Below are 20,428 nucleotides of genomic sequence, written 5' to 3'. Positions count from 1 at the left end.
CTGAATCAAGCCCGATGCGCAAGCGGGCCATAATTCGTCAACGGGTGTTACCGCCGTCCGACTTGTCGGCAGATCAGGATCACAGGCAGCAACCCAACGGCCAGAATGACCAAGGATGGCACCGCCGCCCCCTCGAGCCGCTCGTCCGAGGCCAGCCGGTAGGCCTGTACCGCCAGCGTGTCAAAGTTGAAGGGGCGCATGATCAGCGTTGCGGGCAATTCCTTCATCACGTCGACAAAGACGATCAACAAGGCCGTCAGCAATGAGGGCGTCAGGATCGGCAGATGCACCCGCCTCAGTGTACCCAGAGGCGTCTGCCCCAAAGACCGGGCCGCGGCATCCATATTGGCGTGAACCGTACTCTGCCCGCCTTCATAAGCACTTAGGGCCGCCGCAAGGAACCGCACCATATAGGCCGCCACCAGCAGCCAAATGGACCCCGTTACCAGCAGCCCCGTCGATACATCAAATGTCGCGCGCATCCACGCATCCAACGCGTTGTCAAAGCTGGCAAAAGGCACCAATAGTCCAACCGCGATCACCCCACCCGGCACCGCATAGCCCAGCCGCGCGATATAACCCGCGATGGTCGAGGGCCGCCCCGGCCTCAGGCGCTGAAAGAACCCAACACTGACGGCCGCAATAACGGTAATGGCAGCAGCCGTCCCGGCAAGGATAAGCGAATTCTGAATGAAGCCGAGGTAGCGGGGCGACAGCAGGTTCTGCTCGGATTTCAACCCCATCTCGAAGAGAACAACCACCGGCAGCAGGAATCCGAAAAACACGGGTATGGCGCAGAGGGAAAAAGCCCCGATCGCGCGCCATCCAGTCAGTTGAGCAGCCGGCAGAGCTGCATGTTGCTTGCCCGCTTGATAATACTTGGCCTTGCCGCGCCGCGTGCGTTCAGCCACAGCCAATACAAGCGCGAAGGTCAGCAGGCACGATGCCAGTTGTGCGGCGCCTGCACGATCTCCCAGCGAAAACCAACTGGTATAAATGCCCGTGGCGAAGGTCTGGACGCCGAAATACGAGACGGTTCCGAAATCGGCGATGGTCTCCATGATCGCCAGAAGAACGCCTCCGGCAATGGCCGGGCGCGCCATCGGCAGCGAAACCCGCCGAAACGCCAGCCAGGGGCTGTTTCCCAAGGCACGCGCCGCCAGAAACGCGGTGGCGCTTTGTTGCAGGAACGCTGCCCGCGCCAGCAGGTAAACATAGGGGTAAAGCACCAGCGTCAGCATCACCGCCGCGCCCTCGGTCGAGCGGATTTCGGGGAACCAGTAGTCGCGCGGCCCCCAACCCGTCACATCGCGCAGCGTGGCCTGCACGATACCCGGATGATCCAGTATGAACGTGTAGGCATAGGCCAGAACGTAGGCCGGGAAGGCCAGCGGCAGGACCAGCGCGATCTCCAACAGGCGCACGCCAGGGAACCGCGTCATTGTCACCAGCCAAGCGGCTCCGGTCCCGATGCTGAACGTACCCACGGCCACCAGAACCACCAATATGGCGGTGGTCATCGTGTAGCGGGGCAGCACGGTTTCAGCCAGGTGCGAGATGGTTTCCGTGCCACCGGTCAGCGCCGCCAGAACCACCGCGACCATCGGCAACAGACAGGCCGCTGCTACGATATAGGCAATGGCGGCCAGCAGCCGCGTGCCACGCACGCCGCGGTTTCGTGATCCATTTTCAGAATATTCGATCTGGGCCATTTTCCGGGCTTGTAAGGGACGAGGGCGTCCTCTTTCTCGACTAAAACGCTAGGAAACGCCAGTGCCCAGAGCAACAAATCTTGCAACAAATCTGCGGCTCAAAAGCCGCAGATATCAGTCATAGACGCGCTGATCCTCGATCACCAGACCATCCTTGGGCAACGACCCAGGGGCCACAACCTCGATCGCGCCTTTCAGCTTCAGCACTTCGGCCACGGATTTCGCATAAGCCATGTCATCGCCACCAGCACTCTCGATCTGGACGGTCATTGTGTCCATCTCACCCTGACGGGCTGCGATCACGCGGGCTTTGACGATCTCGGTATGTTTGTTGACCAGCGCGGCCACCTGCTCGGGCCGGACGAACATGCCCTTGATCTTGGTGGTCTGATCGGCACGCCCCATCCATCCCATGATCCGAGCGTTCGTACGACCGCAAGGCGACTGACCCGGCATGATGGCTGACAGGTCGCCGGTCGCAAACCGGATCAGCGGGTAATCCGGGTTGAGAGAGGTCACCACGACCTCACCAACCTCACCGGGCGCAACCGGAGTGCCAGTGCCGGGAGTGACAATTTCGACGATGACATGTTCGTCCAGAATCATCCCCTCCATCGCGGCGCTCTCATATGCGATATTGCCCAGATCAGCCGTGGCGTAGCATTGCAGACAGGCAATGCCGCGATCCGCATATTCCTGCCGCAGCGACGGGAACAGCGCGCCCCCGCCAACAGCGGCTTTTGAGAAACTCAGCGCGACGCCCATGGCATCGGCCTTGTCCAGAATGACCTTCAGATAGTCAGGCGTGCCCGCATAGGCGGTACATCCGACGTCGCGAGCTGCGGTCACCTGCAGCTCGGTCTGGCCGGTTCCAGCAGGCAGAACAGCCGCACCAACCGCGCGTGCGCCGTTTTCAAAGATCATGCCCGCAGGCGTCAGGTGATAGCCAAAGCAATTCTGAACGATGTCGCCCGCGCCAACACCGGCGGCGTTCAGGAAGCGACCCATGCGCCACCAATCGTGGTCGGTGCTGCCCGGCTCGTAGATCGGGCCGGGGGATTGGAACACATGGTGAAAGTGCCTCGCCGGTTTGACCGTAAAGCCGCCAAAGGGCGAGCGCTCCCCTTGCGCGCGGGTCAGGTCCGACTTGCGCAACACCGGTAGCAAGGGCAGGTCTTCGGCAGTTTTCACCGTATTAGTGTCTGTTTCAGCGAAATGCGCCATAAACCCAGGCGCAGACCGCGCCCGTTCTAGTTGCGCCTGCAGCGCCACCGCCTGATCTGAGGCGCGCTGATCCGCCGAGCGCGTTTCGAGTGCGTCGAAATAAGTCATCGCCATATCCTCCATCAGATCACAACCACCGCTTGCGGCGGCGGTACGAGCGCACATCGCGAAAGCTTTTGCGGCCTTCATCCGACATGCCGAGATAGAATTCCTTCACATCCGGGTTCTCACGCAGTTCGGCAGCAGGGCCGTCCATCACCACGCGACCGGATTCCAGAATATATCCGTAATGCGCAAACCTGAGCGCCACGTTGGTGTTCTGCTCGGCCAATAGGAACGAGACGCCTTCTTTCTCGTTCAGATCTCTTACGATGCCGAAAATCTCTTCGACCAGCTGCGGGGCAAGCCCCATTGAGGGTTCGTCCAGCAGGATCGTCTCGGGCCGTGACATCAGCGCTCGGCCCATCGCGACCATCTGCTGTTCCCCGCCCGAAGTATAGCCCGCCTGACTTTTGCGGCGCTCTTTCAGGCGCGGTAAGTAATTGTAAACCAGCTCCAGATCGCTCTGGATCGCGGCATTGCCGTCCTTGCGGGTATAGGCCCCGGTCAGCAGGTTTTCCTCGACCGTGAGGTGTTCGAAACAGTGGCGGCCTTCCATCACCTGAATGACGCCTTTTTCCACCAGATCCGCCGGGTCGCTTTCATGAACGCTTTGGCCGCGATACTTGATCGAGCCCTTGGTGACCTCACCCCGTTCGGAATGCAGCAGGTTCGACACGGCCTTGAGCGTCGTGGTCTTGCCCGCACCATTCCCCCCAAGCAGCGCCGTGATGCCTCCTTTGGGAACCGTTAGGCTGACGCCCTTCAGCACGAGGATCACGTGATTGTAGATCACCTCGATATTGTTGACCTCAAGCAGGGTTTCCGCCTGCACATCCGTGGTTTGGGCCGCATCCAGCATCAGCGCCTATCCTCGTTCGCGTGTTCGGGTCAGGGCGGCAGCAAACCGCCGCCCCGCTTGGTTCAGAGCGCCTTAGTTGCAGCGCGTTTCGATATTGTTTTCAGCCGCATAAGCCGCTGAGTCTTCTGCGATCAGAGCGTTGATGACTTCGGCATCTGTCGGTTTGAAGTCCTGAACCGGGTTCCAGGTTCCGGCTGCTGCATCCCACTGGACCACGCCCACAAGACCGGGGCCGCCATGGTTTTCACAGGAAACCGAGAATTCCGGTCCGAAACCGACCATGCCCAGACCTTCCATCTTGGCATTTGTAATTTCCAACGCCTCCATGCCATCGCGCATCATCGACGCGTCGATCTCGGCCGTGCCGTGCATTTCCTGAGCAGTCTTTACCGCCTCAGCCGCCAACATCGCAGCATAGAGACCGCGGTTATACTGAACCGTACCCAGTTGATCGCCTGCACCTGCGGCTTTACCGGCATCGACGACGTATTTCTGCAGATCGTCATAGACCGGATAGTCCATACCCAGGCCCGTGAAGGTCAGCGCCTTGTAGCCGGTGGCCTTTTCACCCGCAGGCTCGACATCGAATTCAGCACCTGACCACCAGACGCCAATGAAGTTCTCCATCGGGAAGCGAATGTTGGCCGCTTCCTGAACCGCAACTTGGTTCATGACGCCCCAGCCCCACATGATCACAAAATCGGGCTTTTCGCGGCGGATTTGCAGCCACTGCGACTTCTGCTCCTGACCGGGGTGGTCGACGGGCAGCAGAGACAGCTCGTAGCCGTGCTTTTCGGCCAGCGTTTCCAGTGTGCGGATCGGCTCTTTGCCGTAGGCAGAGTTGTGGTAGACCAGCGCGATTTTCTTGCCGCTCAGGTCTCCGCCGTTTTCATCCAGCAGATAGTTGATCGCGCCCGAAGCTCCGTTCCAGTAGTTGGCCGGATAGTTGAACACGTGGCTGAACACCTCGCCATTCGCAGCCGAGGTCCGGCCATATCCCATCGTGTGCAGCGGGATGCCATCTGCCGTCACTTTCGGGATCAGCTGATAGGTAATGCCAGTGGAGAGTGGCTGATAGACCAACGCACCTTCGCCCTTGGTCGATTCATAGCATTCCACACCTTTTTCAGTGTTATAGCCGGTTTCGCATTCGATAACCTTGGCTGGAACACCCCCGATGCCGCCATCGCGTTCATTCAGCAGGGTGAAATAGTCGGCGTAACCGTCAGCAAACGGAATACCGCCTGCGGCGTAGGGGCCCGTCCGGTAGCTGAGCGACGGGAACACAAGGTCGGCCATGACCGGGCCTGCGGCCATCACAGCGCCCAGCGCCAGGGTTGCCAGTTTCTTGTTCATCGGGTATCTCCTCCCTTGATTGATCCGATGGTGGTTTCGGGCGTTTGCACCCGTCTTTTTTGATTGGGCCTGTCCCTAGTGCGGGAATGGCCAGAGTCTGAGTTTCTCTTTGGCGACACGCCACAGCTGCGCCAGCCCGTGCGGTTCGAGAATCAGGAACATGATGATCAGCCCGCCTACGATCACGAGGTTCAGGTGCGCCACGATGTCCGTGGGCCAACCCAGCAGGTCTACGCCGATCAGCTTCAGGACGACCGGCAACAGCACTAGGAAAGCAGCCCCCGCAAAGGACCCGAAAATAGACCCTAATCCGCCGATAATGACCATGAACAGCACCAGAAATGATTTCTGGATGCCAAAGACCTCACCGACTTCAACCGCGCCCAGATAGACCGCAAAGAACAGCGCCCCCGCGATGCCCACGAAGAATGAACTGACGGCAAAAGCGGTCAGTTTGGCTTTGAGGGGGTTCACGCCGATGATCTCGGCAGCGATGTCCATGTCGCGGATTGCCATCCAGGTCCGGCCCGTGGTGCCCCGCGTCAGGTTGCGTGCAAGGATGGCGCAAACGGTCAGGAAGATCAGGCAGAACAGATAGGTCGCCCAAGCCGGAGCATTTGGGCCGGTGATGATGATACCAAACACATCCCGTTCCGGCGCGTTAATCTGCCCCGAAGCCGAGTAGTTGTAGAACCATGGCACCCGGTTAAACAGCCACACTAGGAAGAACTGCGCCGCCAGCGTCGCAACCGCTAGGTAGAACCCCTTGATCCGAAGGCTCGGCAGGCCGAACAGCACGCCCACAAAGGCCGTGATACCTCCAGCAAGGATCACGTGGATGAACATGCTGACTTCCGGGAAAGCAGTCATCAGCTTGTAGCAGGCATAGGCACCCACAGCCATGAACCCTCCGGTCCCCAGCGAGACCTGCCCGCAATAGCCCACAAGGATATTCAGCCCGATCGCCGCGATGGCGTAGATCAGAAAGGGCAGCAGCAGGGCGTTCGCCCAATAGTCGTTTATGATGAAGGGAATGATCCCGAACGCAACTGCCAGCACGACATAATAGCGGTACCGGTCAAACTTGATCGGGAAAGTCTGGCTGTCAGCAATGTACGAGGTTTTGAAATCCCCGGCCTCACGATAGAACATGTCTTACTTTCCCCATTCTTCCTGCGCCCGGTTCCGGGCCGCGACGTCCAATTGGTTTGAGCCCTTGGCATATCCGCTCGCCTCAGACGCTCGGACCAGTTTCAAATAGGCCAGAACGCCCATGATCAGACCCGCAAAAGCCAGGATTGCCGCGATGGTCAGCTGGCCTTCGGAAAGATCGTCCGAAGTGAGGGCGATATACCCAAACGCCCAGAATCCGGCCCATGCGATGACGTTGATGATGGCGATCAGCTTGGTCATCGCTACACCCTCTCGATGATCTTCTCGCCGAACAGGCCCTGAGGTCGGAACACGAGGAAGATCAGCGCCAGCACGTAGGCAAACCAGTTCTCGGTCGCGCCGCCCAGCGCAGGTCCTAAGGCGAATTCAAACAGCTTCTCGCCCACGCCGATGATCAGCCCGCCGACGATCGCTCCGGGGATTGAGGTGAAACCACCCAGCATCAGCACCGGCAACGCCTTGAGCGCGATCAGCGACAGCGAGAACTGCACGCCGGACTTGGTGCCCCACATGATCCCCGCGACCAAAGCGACGAACCCTGCGACCGACCAGACCATGACCCAAATGAAGTTCAATGAGATGCCAACTGACAGCGCTGCCTGATGGTCATCTGCAACAGCGCGCATCGCCCGGCCCTGTTTGGTGTACTGGCTGAATGCGACCAGAGCTGCCACCAGAAGCGCCGCGATGATCGTCGCCACGATGTCCAGATTGTCGATGAAGAAGCCGTAGTCGAAGATGTTGTAGGTCGTTTCATCAATCCACAGGTTGATGCCCTGGGGCAGACCCACATCTAGCGTCTTGATCTCAGACCCCCACATCAGGTCAGCCACGCCCTCAAGGAAATAAGCCAGACCAATGGTGGCCATGAACAGAATGATCGGCTCCTGCCCGACCAGATGTCGCATGACGAAACGCTGTACCGCCCAGGCCAGCAACACCATCACCGCCATGGTCAAAAGGATCGCCAAAAGCGCAGGCACGTTCCAGCCGAAATAATGGATATGCGTCCCGAAGATCGCATTTATCAGGTGGGCAAAGGGCACTTGCCCCTTCATGATCCCCACCAGCGTCATCGCCGCAAAAAGCGCCATAACCCCTTGGGCATAATTGAAAATCCCCGAGGCCTTGTAGATCAGCACAAAGCCCAGCGCGACCAGCGCATATAGCACCCCGGCCATCAGACCGTTGAGGATGACCTCCATCGCAAATACGAGTTGTTCAGGCATAGGTGCCCCCCCAATTTACTAATCCGATGTCAGTCATGGCTGACCCCCAGATAGGCGTCGATGACCTCTTGGTTGTTGCGCACCTCGTCGGGCGTGCCGTCGCCAATTTTCTTGCCGTAATCCATAACGACGACCCGGTCGCTCAGGTCCATCACCACGCCCATGTCGTGCTCGATCAGAGCAATGGTCGTCCCAAACTCGTCATTCACATCGAGGATGAATCGGCTCATGTCCTCTTTCTCTTCGACGTTCATGCCCGCCATGGGTTCATCCAGCAGCAGTAGCTTCGGCTCCGCCGCCAGAGCACGCGCCAGTTCCACCCGCTTTTTCAACCCGTAAGGCAGGCGCGACACCGGCGTCTTGCGGATGTGCTGAATCTCGAGGAAGTCGATAATCCTCTCAACCGCCTCACGATTCTCGGTCTCTTCCGCTTCGGCCTTCCCCTTCCACCACGCCTGTTGAAGGATATTGGTCTTCATAAAGCTCAGACGCCCAGTCATGACATTGTCCAGAACGCTCATGCCTTCGAACAGAGCGATGTTCTGGAAGGTCCGCGCAATCCCCTGCTGTGCCACTTCAAACGGCCGCATCGGAGGACGCTTGGAGCCGTGGAACCAAACCTCCCCCTCTTGCGGGACATAAAACCCCGAGATCACGTTTAGCATCGAGGACTTGCCCGCCCCGTTAGGCCCGATAATGGCGCGAATCTCACCCTCGCGAATATCGAACGAGATATCCTTGATCGCCACCACACCGCCAAATCGCAGGGTGATATTCTTCATCTCCATCACCACACCGCCGATCTTGCGGCCGTCTTCGGTGACATATCCTTCGGAACTATCCAGCATCAGCCTCTCCCAGACTTACGCAAAAACGGGACGGCGGGCGGGGCGATGACCGCAGGTCGAGCGGCGCTCGAACGGCCCATCATTCCGCCGCGACCTTGTGCTGCGCAACCGACACAACCGGCGCATCTACGATCTCAAGCATCGCTGAAATCGACCCCTTGCGCCCATCCTCATAGGTTACTTCGGTTGTCGTCGAAACGCTCGAGGACCCGTCATAAAGCGCGGCGATAATGTCGTGGAACTTGTCTTCTACAAAACCGCGGCGCACCTTGCGGGTCCGGGTCATCTCGCCATCATCAGCATCCAGTTCCTTGTGCAGAACCACAAAGCGATGCACTTGACAGCCCGACAGCATCTCATCCGCTGCGACCGACTTGTTCACCTCTTCCACGTGGGATTTGATCGTCTCTAACACACGCGGATGGCCCGCCAGCTCCTGATAGGACGCATAAGCCACGTTGTTGCGCTCCGCCCAGTTCCCGACCGCTGTCAGGTCGATATTGATGAAGGCCACGCAGCGATCCTTGCCGTTCCCGAACAGCACGACCTCGAGAATATCAGGATAGAATTTCAGCTTGTTCTCGACATATTTCGGCGCGAACATCGACCCGTCAGCCATTTTGCCCACATCCTTGGCGCGGTCGATGATCCGTAGATGGCCCGAGCTTTCCTCGATGAACCCGGCATCCCCGGTCGCAACCCAGCCCTCAGCATCCTTGGTCGAGGCCGTCGAATCCGGGTTGTTGTAGTATTCAACAAACACACCGGGCGAGCGGTAATGGATCTCGCCACTCTCGTCGATTTTCAATTCGACCGCAGGGGCTGGAACGCCGACCGTATCTGCGCGCACCTCGCCATCCGGCTGCTGAGTGATAAAAACGGTTGCTTCGGTCTGACCATAGAGCTGTTTGAGGTTGATGCCCAAAGAGCGATAGAAATCAAAGATTTCCGGCCCGATAGCTTCACCCGCGGTATAGCCTACGCGGAACCGTCCGTATCCAAGCGTATCCTTCAGCGGGCCATAAACCAGCATATTGCCCAGCGCATATTTCAGCTTGTCGCCAAAGCCCACCGGTTTGCCGTCTAGCAACAGACCACCGACCTTCTTGGCATGTGCCATGAAATGATGGAACATATTGCGCTTCAGCTTGCCCGCATCCTCCATCCGGATCATCACGTTAGTTAGCTGCGTTTCAAAAACGCGCGGCGGGGCAAAGAAGTACGTCGGTCCGATCTCACGCAGGTCCGTCATCATTGTGTCGGCGCTTTCGGGGCAGTTCACGCAGAAGCCGCACCAATAGGCCTGGCCGATCGAGAAGATGAAATCACCCACCCAGGCCATCGGCAGGTAAGACAGAATGTCTTCGTTCCGCGTCAGATGATCGAACTCGGCCGAGTTCTTGGCGCTTTCAATGACATTCCGGTTCGACAGCACAACACCCTTGGGCTTGCCCGTCGTGCCGGAGGTGTAGAGCATCACGCAAGTATCGTCATAAGTGATCGCCGCGACGCGCTTGTCCAGCTCGGTATCGAACCGCGCGTGCCCAGCGCTGCCTTCGGCCATGATGTCCTCAAGCGCGTTCATCTGAGAGTGGTCATACTTCCGCATCCCGCGCTTGTCGGTATAGAGGATGTGTTTGACCTGATGCAGGTTTTCTTGAATCTCGATGACCTTATCGACTTGCTCCTGATCGCCGCAGACGACAAATTTCGCGCCGCAATGTTCCAGCACATAGGCCATCTCTTCGGCGACCGAGTCCTGATACAGAGGCACCGGAACCGCGCCCACCATCTGAGCAGCCACCATCGACCAGTAATGCGCCGGACGGTTGCGACCGATGACAGCGATGTGGTCGCCTTTCTCAACGCCCAACTCCAGGAATCCAAGCGCGATGGCGCGGATTTCCTTGGCGGCCTCCGCCCAGGTCCAGCATTGCCAGATCCCGAATTCCTTTTCTCGATAAGCCGGGGTATCCCCGAACTCTGTCGCATTGCGATGTAGCAGCGCCGGAAGGGACTGCATCCCTTCAGCGCCCGACTGCGTCTGAGCCAATCTCTTTCTCCTCCCCACCCGACCCCTCCCCGGGTCGGAAATGGCGGGTCCGGGATGGTGCCCGAACGCCAATGCCCCGATTTGGAGCACAGACACGATCAGCGTCAAGTTTTGCCTGATGTTTTCTAAATTCTTACGAATTGTAACAGGGTCAGACGGACTCGTTTCGTCCAATCGAACATGCGCTCTAAAGTTCAGCGCAATCGAATATCTGCACACATATGAGCATACGTCATTCCACCTCGGCCTTGCAGGTTTATCCTGGGTCATTTTGAGATACGCACGTTTCAGCGTACTCTGATTGGTGTTGAGTGACTGAGTGGCCAATTCAGCTGGCCGTTGTTTAAGGGGGAAACCAATGTCCATTCAAAAAACTGCACGAGAGTTCTTTGAGGCATGCGAAACCGGCAAAGGCTGGGACGGCTGTAAGGACTTCTGTCACGACGGGGCCACGTTTTCAGCGCAAGCCGATGCTCTGGTCGATGTGACGACATTAGAAGTCTACGCCGACTGGATGAAGGGGCTGCTAACTCCGATTCCAGATGGGCACTATGAGCTAAAGTCTTTCTCGACTGACGATGAACGTGGAATCGTGAATGCGTTTGCTGTTTTCCACGGAACTCATTCAGTAGATGGTCCGGTGCCGGCCACCGGCAAGACAATCGCAGCCGACTACGTTTACGCGATTGAATTCGATGGCGACAAAATTCGGCATATGACGAAAATCTGGAACGATGCGCATTCCTTGAAGCAGCTTGGCTGGGCTTAACATTTTAAGATAGGAAACCCTGCGGAAAATCCCGCTGGGTTTCTTTTCTATTCTTTCATTTGGATACCTTAACTCTGGTTTTGCCAGACGTTCACAACCAATCCCGCAGTATCGGAATCAGCGGTACATCCGCCGCAGGCATCGGGTAATTGCGCAGATCATTAGCCCGCACCCATTTCAGCGCCTGACCTTCTCGCGACTGCGGTATCCCCTCCCATTTGCGACAGGCAAACAGCGGCATGAGCAGGTGGAAATCGTCGTAGCTGTGGCTGGCGAAGGTCAGCGGCGCGAGGCAGGAGGCCCAAGTGTCGATGCCCAGTTCCTCGTGCAATTCGCGGATCAGGGCAGCTTCGGGAGTTTCACCGGGTTCGATTTTGCCGCCGGGGAATTCCCACAGACCAGCCATGGATTTGCCCTCGGGCCGTTGGGCCAGCAGGACGCGGCCCTCGATATCGATTAGGGCGACGGCAGATACCAGAACAGTTTTCACGAGCGATAGTCCGCGTTGATCTCGATATAGCCGTGGGTCAGGTCGCAGGTCCAAACGGTGGATTGCCCCTCGCCCAGCCCCAGATCGACTACGATCACAAGGTCTTGGCCTTTCATGTAAGTGGCCGCGTCTTCTTCACGATAGTCGGGGCTAACCCAACCTTTTTCAGCGACCAGAATATCGCCAAAGGAAATGCTAAGCAGGTCACGATCCGCAGCGGCTCCAGATTTACCGATTGCCATGACGACACGGCCCCAGTTTGGGTCCTCACCTGCAATCGCAGTTTTCACCAGAGGGGAGTTCGCAATCGCTAGCCCATGCACCTTGGCATCTGCGTCCGAGGCGGCTCCGGTCACGCGGATTTCTACGAATTTCGTCGCCCCTTCGCCATCGCGCACAACTTGCTGCGCGAGGTCCAGCATCACGGTTTCCAGCGCCTCGGCGAAGGCCGCATTGCCCGTGGTATCAACACCCGACGCACCGGTAGCGCACAGCAAAAGGCTGTCCGATGTCGAGGTATCGCTATCGACGGTGATGCAATTAAAAGTCCGGTCTGTCTGCGCGCTCAGCATGGATTGCAGCGCTGATTGGTCAACCACAGCGTCGGTGAAGATGTAGACCAGCATCGTCGCCATATCGGGCGCGATCATGCCGGACCCCTTGGCAATCCCCGCAATAGAGACTGTTTTGCCGTCAATCTCGACCTGCGCCGAGGCCCCTTTCGGGAAGGTATCGGTGGTCATGATAGCCCGCGCTGCGTCCTCGATCGCGTGACGGCTGAGGCCGGATTTCAGCGCTTCAAGTTGAGAAACGATGCGATCATGCGGCAGAGGCTCTCCGATCACGCCGGTAGATGAGGTGAAGACCCTCTCAACTGCAACACCGGTTGCCTTGGCGACCGCTTGAGTCACCTCGGCGACCGAGTTTTGGCCGTAGTGGCCGGTGAAAGCATTGGCATTGCCCGAATTCACCAAAATCGCCGCTGGCCCATCGCTGGAACCACCGATCTTATCCTGACAGTCCAGCACCGGAGCGGCTCGTGTGGCCGAGCGCGTAAATACCCCAGCCACGGACGTGCCGGGATCGAGAACCGCCAACATGACGTCAGTTCGGCCTTTGTAGCGCACCCCTGCCTCAACGGTTGCAAAACGCACTCCGTCAATCGCGGGCAGGTCGGGGAAACCGGCAGGGGCCAGTGGCGAGGTTTTGGTGATCGTGGCCACGGGTTTTTACTCCTGAATCAGGTCCAGCTGGCGGATGACTTCAGGACCAGCCCCTTCAAGGGCGGTGCGTTCGATCTGAGCCTGCTGGGTCAACTCATCAATACGGCCCTGAATAGCCTCTTGCTGAATGGTCTGGGCCAGTTCATCGCGCACGGCCTCAAGCGCAGGGGCTTCAGATTTGCGCTTGTCGTTCAGGATCACCAGATGCCAGCCGAACTGCGTTTGCACCGGGTCTGAGATCTGACCTTTTTCAAGGCCCAGCACGGCGTTTTCAAACTCAGGCACCATCTGTCCCTTGCCGAACCAGCCAAGCGCACCGCCATTGGGGCCGGACGGCCCGGTCGAATGCTCGCGCGCCATTTCGGCAAAATCCCCGCCGTCATCCAATTGAGCCTTGAGCGCTTTGGCTTCGTCCTCGGATTCAACAAGAATATGACTGGCGTCGAACTCGTCTTCACCTTCAAATTCGGCAAACTGCGCGTCATAGGCCGCTTGTACCGCCTCATCCGTCACAACATCGTTGGTAAGGGCGTTTACAGTCTGCACCGCCAGCAAAGAGCGTGTTTCATTGTCCAGCGTTAGAGCGTTTTGCTGGGTCAGCTCTTCCTGCTGTTGGCCCAGCAATTGCTGCTGGATCAGTTGCTCAAGCACGAAGTCATACAGCACATCATCCTCGATCTGCTGATATTGCTGCGGCAATGCTGCGACGGTGGCGACAACGTGACCCAGTGTGATCTCGTCCCCGTTGACCGTGGCCAGAACGGTGCCTGCATCGGGCTTAGTTTCGGCGACCAGCGGCAGCGCCATCACGGCGGTCAAAGCCAGCGATGGCAGAAAAGTGAGGCCTTTGGGCATGGAATCATCCTATTTCTTTGCCGCGACAGGGCGCAGCGTTGACACTTCAGAACCTGCCGCTTACATCGCTTTGAAGCCTTGGACAGGGCCGCCTTTCACCCCCCGTATCTATGGGTTGCGCGCAAGGTGGGCAAGCCTGTCGCAACCAAGACAAGAACAGATCCGCTGGAGTGAACATGCTGGGACTCGGAACGCTCGCCAAAAAGGTGTTCGGAACACCGAACGACCGCAAGATCAAGGCGACCCGCCCCCTGATCGAAAAGATCAACGCGCTGGAACCCGAGTTCGAAAAACTCTCTGACGAGGGTCTGATCGAAAAGACCGCCGAACTGCGCAAACGTGCGCTGGATGGCGAGAGCCTGGATGACCTGCTGCCCGAAGCTTTTGCGAACGTGCGTGAAGGTGCCAAACGCGCACTGGGTCTCCGTGCCTTTGATGTGCAGCTGATGGGCGGCACCTTCCTGCATCAGGGCAATATCTCGGAGATGAAGACGGGTGAGGGCAAGACACTGGTCGCAACCTTCCCCGCTTACCTGAACGCGCTGACCGGCAAAGGCGTACATGTCGTCACGGTCAACGAATACCTGGCCAAACGGGATGCCGAATGGATGGGCAAAGTCTTTGCCGCGTTGGGTATGACCACCGGTGTGATCTGGTCGGGCCAGCAAGATGCCGAGAAGAAAGCCGCTTATGCCTGTGACGTGACCTACGCCACCAATAATGAGCTTGGCTTTGACTATCTGCGCGACAACATGAAGGCCGATATGGCCGATATCTATCAGAAATACCACAATTTCGCGATTGTGGATGAGGTCGACTCGATCCTGATTGATGAGGCGCGGACGCCGTTGATCATCTCGGGGCCGGCGCAGGACCGTTCTGATCTGTACACCGCGATTGACGCGCTGATCCCGAGCCTGAGTGACGATCACTATTCGCTGGACGAAAAATCCCGCAACGTGACTTTCACCGATGAAGGCAACGAGTTTCTGGAACAGCAACTGATCGCCGCGGGCCTGATCCCCGAGGATCATTCTCTGTACGATCCCGAAAGCACCACCGTGGTGCATCACGTCAATCAGGGCCTGCGTGCGCATAAACTGTTCCAGCGCGACAAGGACTATATCGTACGTGATGGCAATGTGGTTCTGATCGACGAATTCACTGGCCGTATGATGCCGGGTCGTCGCTTGTCGGAAGGTCTGCACCAAGCGATCGAGGCGAAAGAGAACGTCCAGATTCAACCCGAGAACGTGACTCTGGCCAGCGTGACCTTCCAGAACTATTTCCGCCTCTATGACAAGCTGGGCGGCATGACCGGGACAGCGCTGACCGAAGCCGAAGAATTCCAGGAAATCTACGGTCTGGGTGTGGTCGAAGTCCCCACCAACCGTCCGATTGCGCGTCTCGACGAAGACGATCAGGTTTATCGTACCGCGATGGAGAAATACGGCGCGATTATCTCTGAGGCGAAGAAGGCGCAGGAAAAGGGCCAGCCGGTTCTGATCGGCACCACCTCGATCGAGAAATCCGAAGTTCTCAGCCAGATGCTGACCAAGGAAAAGATCGAACACAACGTTCTGAACGCCCGCCAGCATGAACAAGAGGCCCAAATCGTGGCCGACGCGGGCCGCTACGGTGCGGTTACCATCGCCACCAACATGGCCGGTCGTGGTACTGACATTCAGCTGGGCGGCAACGTCGAGATGAAGGTTTTGCAGGCCCTTGCCGAAAGGCCCGAGGCCGACCCAGCCGAGCTGCGCGCCGCGGAAGAGGCCAAGCACGCCGAGGAAAAACAAAAGGTTCTGGATGCGGGTGGTCTGTATGTCATGGCCTCGGAACGCCATGAAAGCCGCCGAATCGACAACCAACTGCGCGGCCGCTCGGGCCGTCAGGGCGATCCGGGACGCACGGTATTCTACCTGAGCCTCGAAGACGATCTGATGCGCATCTTCGGTTCAGAACGTCTGGACAAGGTACTGACCACGCTGGGCATGAAAGAGGGCGAAGCCATCGTTCACCCCTGGGTCAACAAATCGCTGGAACGCGCGCAATCCAAGGTCGAAGGCCGCAACTTTGACATGCGCAAGAACGTTCTGAAATTCGACGACGTAATGAATGATCAGCGTAAGGTGATCTTCAGCCAGCGGCGCGAGATCATGTCAGCCGACGACCTGTCAGAGATCGTCTCGGACATGCGCGAGCAGGTGATCGACGATTTGATCGACGAATACATGCCGCCGAAATCCTATGCAGATCAGTGGGATACAGATGGACTGCACGAGGCGATCAAGGACAAGCTGACCATCGATGCCCCAGTTCAGGATTGGGCCGCCGAGGAAGGCGTGGATGACGAACAGGTGCGAGAACGCCTGGTGAAAGCGGCTGATGAGATGATGGCGCAAAAGGCTGTGGCCTTCGGCCCCGAGAACATGCGCAACATCGAAAAACAGGTTCTGCTGCAGACCATCGACGGCAAATGGCGCGAGCATCTTCTGACGCTGGAACATTTGCGCTCGGTCGTTGGATTCCGGGGCTACGCCCAGCGCGATCCGCTGAACGAGTATAAGAACGAAAGCTTCCAGTTGTTCGAAGGCATGCTGGACAGTCTGCGCGAAACCGTAACTCAGCAATTGTCGCGCGTGCGCCCGCTGACCGAAGAAGAACAGCGCGAGATGCTGGCGCAGATGGCGGCCCAGCAAGCGCAAGCGCAGCAAGCAGTTGATCAGGCCGCAGGTGCCGCCGAAGCCAAGGCCGAGGCCGTCGCGTCGGGCGATGCACTGCCCGGCTTTGACGAGAACAATCCGTCGACCTGGGGTAATCCTTCGCGCAACGATCCTTGCCCCTGTGGCTCGGGCAAGAAATTCAAACACTGCCATGGTAGGTTGACCTAACGTCAACAAACACCAGTCACAATCGCTCCGCTTCGCGGCCACAAATTGGCCGCGATTTTTAACGAGAGTGCGACTCGCTCCTTCAACTGGGGAGGGTGTTTTGTTCGTAGTCAGAAATTACGTGACCATGTGCGGCACGGTCGCTTGTGCCCTGGGTATTGGTTACCTGATGCAATATGGTGCGCCTGCGCAGCCGAATGGCGCGCAGGAACCTTTTACCGTGGCCTCTGTCGCGGATCAAGCCTCGGTCATTGCCGGGCTTGAACGTATCGTGCAAACCTCTTCCTCTGACGAGACCCCTTCTCAGCCGATCCAGCGCCCTACGCCGAAGGCGGCACAAAAGCATATCAATTGCAGTATCAGCGCGCGTGCCACCGCCCAAATGGGCGCCAAAGCACGGCTGCGGATCAAGGCCCCCTGCCGAAGCAATGAACGTGTTGAGATCCACCACAGCGGTCTGACGCTGACACAGCAAACCGACGAAAACGGTGTCTTGGATCTGACTATTCCGGCCCTGTCCGAATACGCCATTTTCCTGATCTCATTCGAGGATCAGACCGGCACGGTCGCCACCACTCACATCATGGACATTGACCAGTTCGACCGGGTCGCATTGCAATGGCAGGGTCAGACTGATCTGCAAATCCACGCCTTGGAGTTCGGTGCTAGCTATGGTGAGCACGGGCATATCTCAGCCAATAGCGCATCGCAGGGCGCGGGTTCCGTGGTCCATCTGGGAAGTGCGAGCTTCCATGATGGAAAGAATATCCAGATTTACTCGTTCCCGGCTGCGCGTTCGGAACAATCCGGCTCGGTCGCTTTGACGGTTGAAACCGAAGTGACTGAGGCCAATTGCGGCCGCGATTTGAACGTCCAGTCACTGGAACTGCGCAGTGATCGCCGGCTGCGGTCGCGCGATCTGATCCTGACGATGCCGATGTGTACCGAAGTCGGTGAGTTTCTGGTGTTGAATAATCTGTTTCAAGACCTGACAATCGCGGCAAATTAAACCGCAGGCAGGCTCGACCTTCTCATGACACTTTTTCGTGCGGCGCTGGCCGTACTGTTTTCTGTTTCGCTGGCTGTTTCAGCCGCAGCGCAGGATATTGTTCTGACATCGCATGATGGCAAGATCGAAGTCTCCGGCACCCTGCTGGGCTTTGACGGTGAATTCTACCGGGTCGACACTCAGTTCGGAGAACTGACAGTCGATGGCTCTGGCGTCACATGCGACGGCCCGGCCTGCCCCAGCCTGACCGATTTCGTGGCCGAGGTCCGGTTCTCGGGATCATCCGTGATGGCCGAGACGGTCCTGCCTGCCCTGATCATCGGCTTCGCCCGACAAGAAGGTCTGACAGCAACCCCATCGCGCGTGGATGAACGCAGCTTTGCCTATGAGCTGCGCCAGCCAGACCGCACGGCCCCTCTCGCCCACCTGTTCTTTCGCGTTGGAACGACGGATCAGGGGTTTGCCGACCTGATGGACAACGACGCTGATATCGTGATGGCGCAACGCGAAATCCGAGATGAGGAACGCGACGCGGCTGAGGCCGCGGGTCTGGGCGATCTGACCCATCCCCGCCGCGCGCGGATTGTAGCACTGGATGCGATCGTCCCGGTGGTTGCGCCAGAGAACACCGTTCAACAGATCTCACCTGCGGATCTGGTCCGTGTTCTGTCGGGCGAGATCACCAACTGGACAAATCTGGAAGGGCCGGACGCTCCAATTGCCCTTCACATGCCGGACGCCGGGTCAGGCTTGTCCCAGGATGTCGAGGATCAGCTACTCTTCCCCGCTCAGGCAGTGCTGTCCGAAGGCGTTCTCCGCCACGAGCGCAATCGCGATCTTGTACAAGCAGTGGCCAATGACCCGTTTTCGATCGGCATCACGACGCAGGCGGCCTCAGGCTCGACCCGCGCACTGCCTTTGGCTGGAGGCTGCGGACATGCCCTTGCTGCGACCCGCCAGTCAATCAAAACCGAGGACTACCCGCTGACTTCTCCGATGTTTCTCTACCTGCCACAACGCCGCCTGCCTCGGATCGCGCGCCAGTTTCTGGCCTATACCCGCTCAGCCGACGCGCAGATGGCCATACGGCAGGCCGGCTTTGTCGATCAGGCGACCGAGAACCTGCCCATGGGGCTGCAAGGCAATCGGCTCGCCAATGCCATCGTTTCCGGTGGAGCCGAGGTCGGGCTGGAAGAGCTTCAACACATGGTCGAAACTCTGCGGCCATTGTCTAGATTGTCGATCTCCTTCCGGTTCGAGCCAGGAAGCTCTCGCCCGGATGCACAATCGCGGTCCAATATTCTGCAATTGGCCCAGGCGCTTGAATCCGGCAGCTTGACCCCTCGCAAGCTTGTCTTTGCCGGGTTCAGCGACGGCGATGGAGGCGCCAGCGCCAATGCACGGATCGCCCATCGCAGGGCACAAACGGTGCGCAATGCGGTTCTGGCCGCTGTTGAGACCGAAATCCCCGACAGTATCGAGATCACAACCGAAGGTTTCGGAGAAGCGATGCCGATGGCCTGCGATGACACGGAGTGGGGCCGAAAAACAAACCGCCGGGTTGAGGTTTGGGTGAACTAGAGAGTGACGATGTCGGACAGAAACTCGAACGAAACCGCCTGTGCCATCAAAGCGGGTGCAACGCAGAGGCGCGGAGACCATATCTGATTTCTGAATAGCCGGCGGTTTTCAGGCGAGACGCAAAAATTTGCAAAGAACCTGTGACGTATTTTATAAAGGCAAAAAGGGCGAAAGCGAGGATCTGTCCTCATCGATATGAATCGGCCAAAGTGGAGCTCTCAGCCCAGATGACAATTTCAGTCGTTTGGTCGATCAACTGAAAGCGCGACTTTGCCCGTCACAAATACCCCTCGGACCGAAAGCTCAGCTCGGTTGATTTTCCGATAATCAGATGGTCGTGCAGGGTCAGCCCCAAGGCCGTGCAGGCATCCTGAATGCGGTTGGTCATGTCGATATCCGATTGCGACGGCGTCGGGTCGCCGGAAGGATGGTTGTGCACCAAAATCAGGGCCGAGGCGTTCAACTCCAGCGCTCGTTTCGCCACCTCGCGCGGGTAGACCGGTACGTGATCGACAGTGCCCTTCGCCTGCTCTTCATCCGCGATCATCACGTTCTTACGGTCAAGGTAGAACACGCGAAACTGCTCGATCTCACGGTGCGCCATCGTTGTGTGGCAATAGTCCAGCAAAGCATCCCAGCCTGAGATCACGTGGCGCTGCATCACTCGTGCGCGGGCCATGCGATGGGCGCAGGCCTCAAGGATTTTCAGATCGGTGATGACGGTTTCCCCGACGCCTTTGATTTGACGCAACCGCTCCGCGGGCGCGGTCAGCACGCGGTTAAAATCGCCGAACGTATCCATCAGCAGCCGGGCCAGCGGTTTCACATCCTGACGCGGGATGGACCGAAACAACACCAGTTCCAGCAACTCATAATCCGGCATAGCGCCCGAGCCGCCAGACATGAACCGTTCGCGCAGCCGCTTGCGATGGTCTTTGATGTAGGAGGGTAACCGACCCGTCGGCAGCGGCTGCGCTGGCGCTTCGTCCGTATCGAAAAGCATTGGGGCTTCGGCAAAGGCGTCCTGTGTCATGGGCCTTACCTTGGCGCA

Annotated in this window: 17 protein-coding genes; 4 read left to right on the top strand and 13 right to left on the bottom strand. The window is 58.2% G+C overall.

The window, feature by feature from the left end; all coding sequences use genetic code 11:
• Positions 1-47 precede the first annotated feature (47 nt).
• From ACXAH8_RS07085 to ACXAH8_RS07045, 9 genes are all read right to left on the bottom strand, one after another.
• Positions 48-1,712, bottom strand: coding sequence for an ABC transporter permease (locus ACXAH8_RS07085; protein WP_475217182.1), 1,665 nt, complete (start codon positions 1,710-1,712; stop codon positions 48-50).
• A gap of 114 nt (positions 1,713-1,826) precedes the next feature.
• Positions 1,827-3,044: a phenylacetate--CoA ligase family protein gene (locus ACXAH8_RS07080; protein WP_475217559.1), complete on the bottom strand. Its 1,218-nt coding sequence runs from the start codon at positions 3,042-3,044 to the stop codon at positions 1,827-1,829.
• 19 nt (positions 3,045-3,063) lie between these two features.
• Positions 3,064-3,897: an ABC transporter ATP-binding protein gene (locus tag ACXAH8_RS07075; RefSeq protein ID WP_475217180.1), complete on the bottom strand. Its 834-nt coding sequence runs from the start codon at positions 3,895-3,897 to the stop codon at positions 3,064-3,066.
• Between the two features lie 72 nt (positions 3,898-3,969).
• Complete coding sequence (locus ACXAH8_RS07070) at positions 3,970-5,253, bottom strand: ABC transporter substrate-binding protein (protein WP_170380266.1); 1,284 nt, start codon at positions 5,251-5,253, stop codon at positions 3,970-3,972.
• Between the two features lie 75 nt (positions 5,254-5,328).
• Positions 5,329-6,405: a branched-chain amino acid ABC transporter permease gene (locus ACXAH8_RS07065; protein ID WP_475217176.1), complete on the bottom strand. Its 1,077-nt coding sequence runs from the start codon at positions 6,403-6,405 to the stop codon at positions 5,329-5,331.
• Positions 6,406-6,408: 3 nt separating this feature from the next.
• Complete coding sequence (locus ACXAH8_RS07060) at positions 6,409-6,666, bottom strand: hypothetical protein (RefSeq protein WP_475217174.1); 258 nt, start codon at positions 6,664-6,666, stop codon at positions 6,409-6,411.
• Between the two features lie 2 nt (positions 6,667-6,668).
• The gene (locus ACXAH8_RS07055) at positions 6,669-7,655 is read right to left on the bottom strand and encodes a branched-chain amino acid ABC transporter permease (RefSeq protein WP_170462900.1); all 987 of its coding nucleotides are present in this window, start codon (positions 7,653-7,655) and stop codon (positions 6,669-6,671) included.
• Positions 7,656-7,684: 29 nt separating this feature from the next.
• On the bottom strand, positions 7,685-8,503 hold the full coding sequence (locus tag ACXAH8_RS07050) for an ABC transporter ATP-binding protein (RefSeq protein WP_475217172.1): 819 nt from the start codon (positions 8,501-8,503) through the stop codon (positions 7,685-7,687).
• Positions 8,504-8,582: 79 nt separating this feature from the next.
• On the bottom strand, positions 8,583-10,526 hold the full coding sequence (locus ACXAH8_RS07045) for an AMP-binding protein (protein WP_475217557.1): 1,944 nt from the start codon (positions 10,524-10,526) through the stop codon (positions 8,583-8,585).
• A gap of 388 nt (positions 10,527-10,914) precedes the next feature.
• Between ACXAH8_RS07045 and ACXAH8_RS07040 the strand changes: the two genes are divergently transcribed.
• A complete protein-coding gene (locus ACXAH8_RS07040) occupies positions 10,915-11,325 on the top strand; it encodes an ester cyclase (protein ID WP_475217171.1) in 411 nt (136 codons plus the stop codon).
• 91 nt (positions 11,326-11,416) lie between these two features.
• On the opposite strand, the gene mutT is transcribed toward ACXAH8_RS07040, so the two are convergent.
• The 3 genes from mutT to ACXAH8_RS07025 are packed head-to-tail and all read right to left on the bottom strand — an operon-like array spanning position 11,417 to position 13,893.
• Positions 11,417-11,815 (bottom strand): 8-oxo-dGTP diphosphatase MutT, encoded by a 399-nt coding sequence (gene mutT, locus ACXAH8_RS07035; RefSeq protein WP_171234680.1) that lies wholly within the window; start codon positions 11,813-11,815, stop codon positions 11,417-11,419.
• Entirely contained in the window at positions 11,812-13,038 is a 1,227-nt protein-coding gene (argJ, locus tag ACXAH8_RS07030) for a bifunctional glutamate N-acetyltransferase/amino-acid acetyltransferase ArgJ (RefSeq protein ID WP_475217169.1), read from the bottom strand. Before argJ ends, mutT begins: the two co-directional genes overlap by 4 nt.
• Positions 13,039-13,044: 6 nt before the next feature.
• Positions 13,045-13,893, bottom strand: coding sequence for a peptidylprolyl isomerase (locus ACXAH8_RS07025; RefSeq protein ID WP_475217167.1), 849 nt, complete (start codon positions 13,891-13,893; stop codon positions 13,045-13,047).
• Positions 13,894-14,069: 176 nt separating this feature from the next.
• Here ACXAH8_RS07025 and secA point away from each other — a divergent pair, with 176 nt between their 5' ends.
• The 3 genes from secA to ACXAH8_RS07010 all read left to right on the top strand — a co-directional run bounded on the left by secA (position 14,070) and on the right by ACXAH8_RS07010 (position 19,377).
• Positions 14,070-16,787 (top strand): preprotein translocase subunit SecA, encoded by a 2,718-nt coding sequence (gene secA / locus ACXAH8_RS07020; RefSeq protein ID WP_475217165.1) that lies wholly within the window; start codon positions 14,070-14,072, stop codon positions 16,785-16,787.
• A gap of 100 nt (positions 16,788-16,887) precedes the next feature.
• Positions 16,888-17,796, top strand: a complete 909-nt coding sequence (locus ACXAH8_RS07015) for a hypothetical protein (RefSeq protein WP_475217163.1) — start codon at positions 16,888-16,890, stop codon at positions 17,794-17,796.
• A gap of 24 nt (positions 17,797-17,820) precedes the next feature.
• The gene (locus ACXAH8_RS07010) at positions 17,821-19,377 is read left to right on the top strand and encodes a phosphate ABC transporter substrate-binding/OmpA family protein (protein WP_475217161.1); all 1,557 of its coding nucleotides are present in this window, start codon (positions 17,821-17,823) and stop codon (positions 19,375-19,377) included.
• A 277-nt stretch (positions 19,378-19,654) separates the two neighbouring features.
• Here ACXAH8_RS07010 and radC read toward each other — a convergent pair whose 3' ends face one another.
• Positions 19,655-20,410 carry a RadC family protein gene (gene radC / locus ACXAH8_RS07005; RefSeq protein ID WP_170380255.1) on the bottom strand — a complete coding sequence of 252 codons (756 nt, stop codon included), beginning with the start codon at positions 20,408-20,410 and terminating at the stop codon, positions 19,655-19,657.
• Between the last annotated feature and the right edge of the window lie 18 nt (positions 20,411-20,428).

The sequence above is a fragment of the Ruegeria sp. ABV3_008 genome (genome assembly GCF_056161185.1).
Note: the sequence above shows the minus strand (reverse complement) of the source record. Positions and strands in the feature narration are given on the sequence as shown.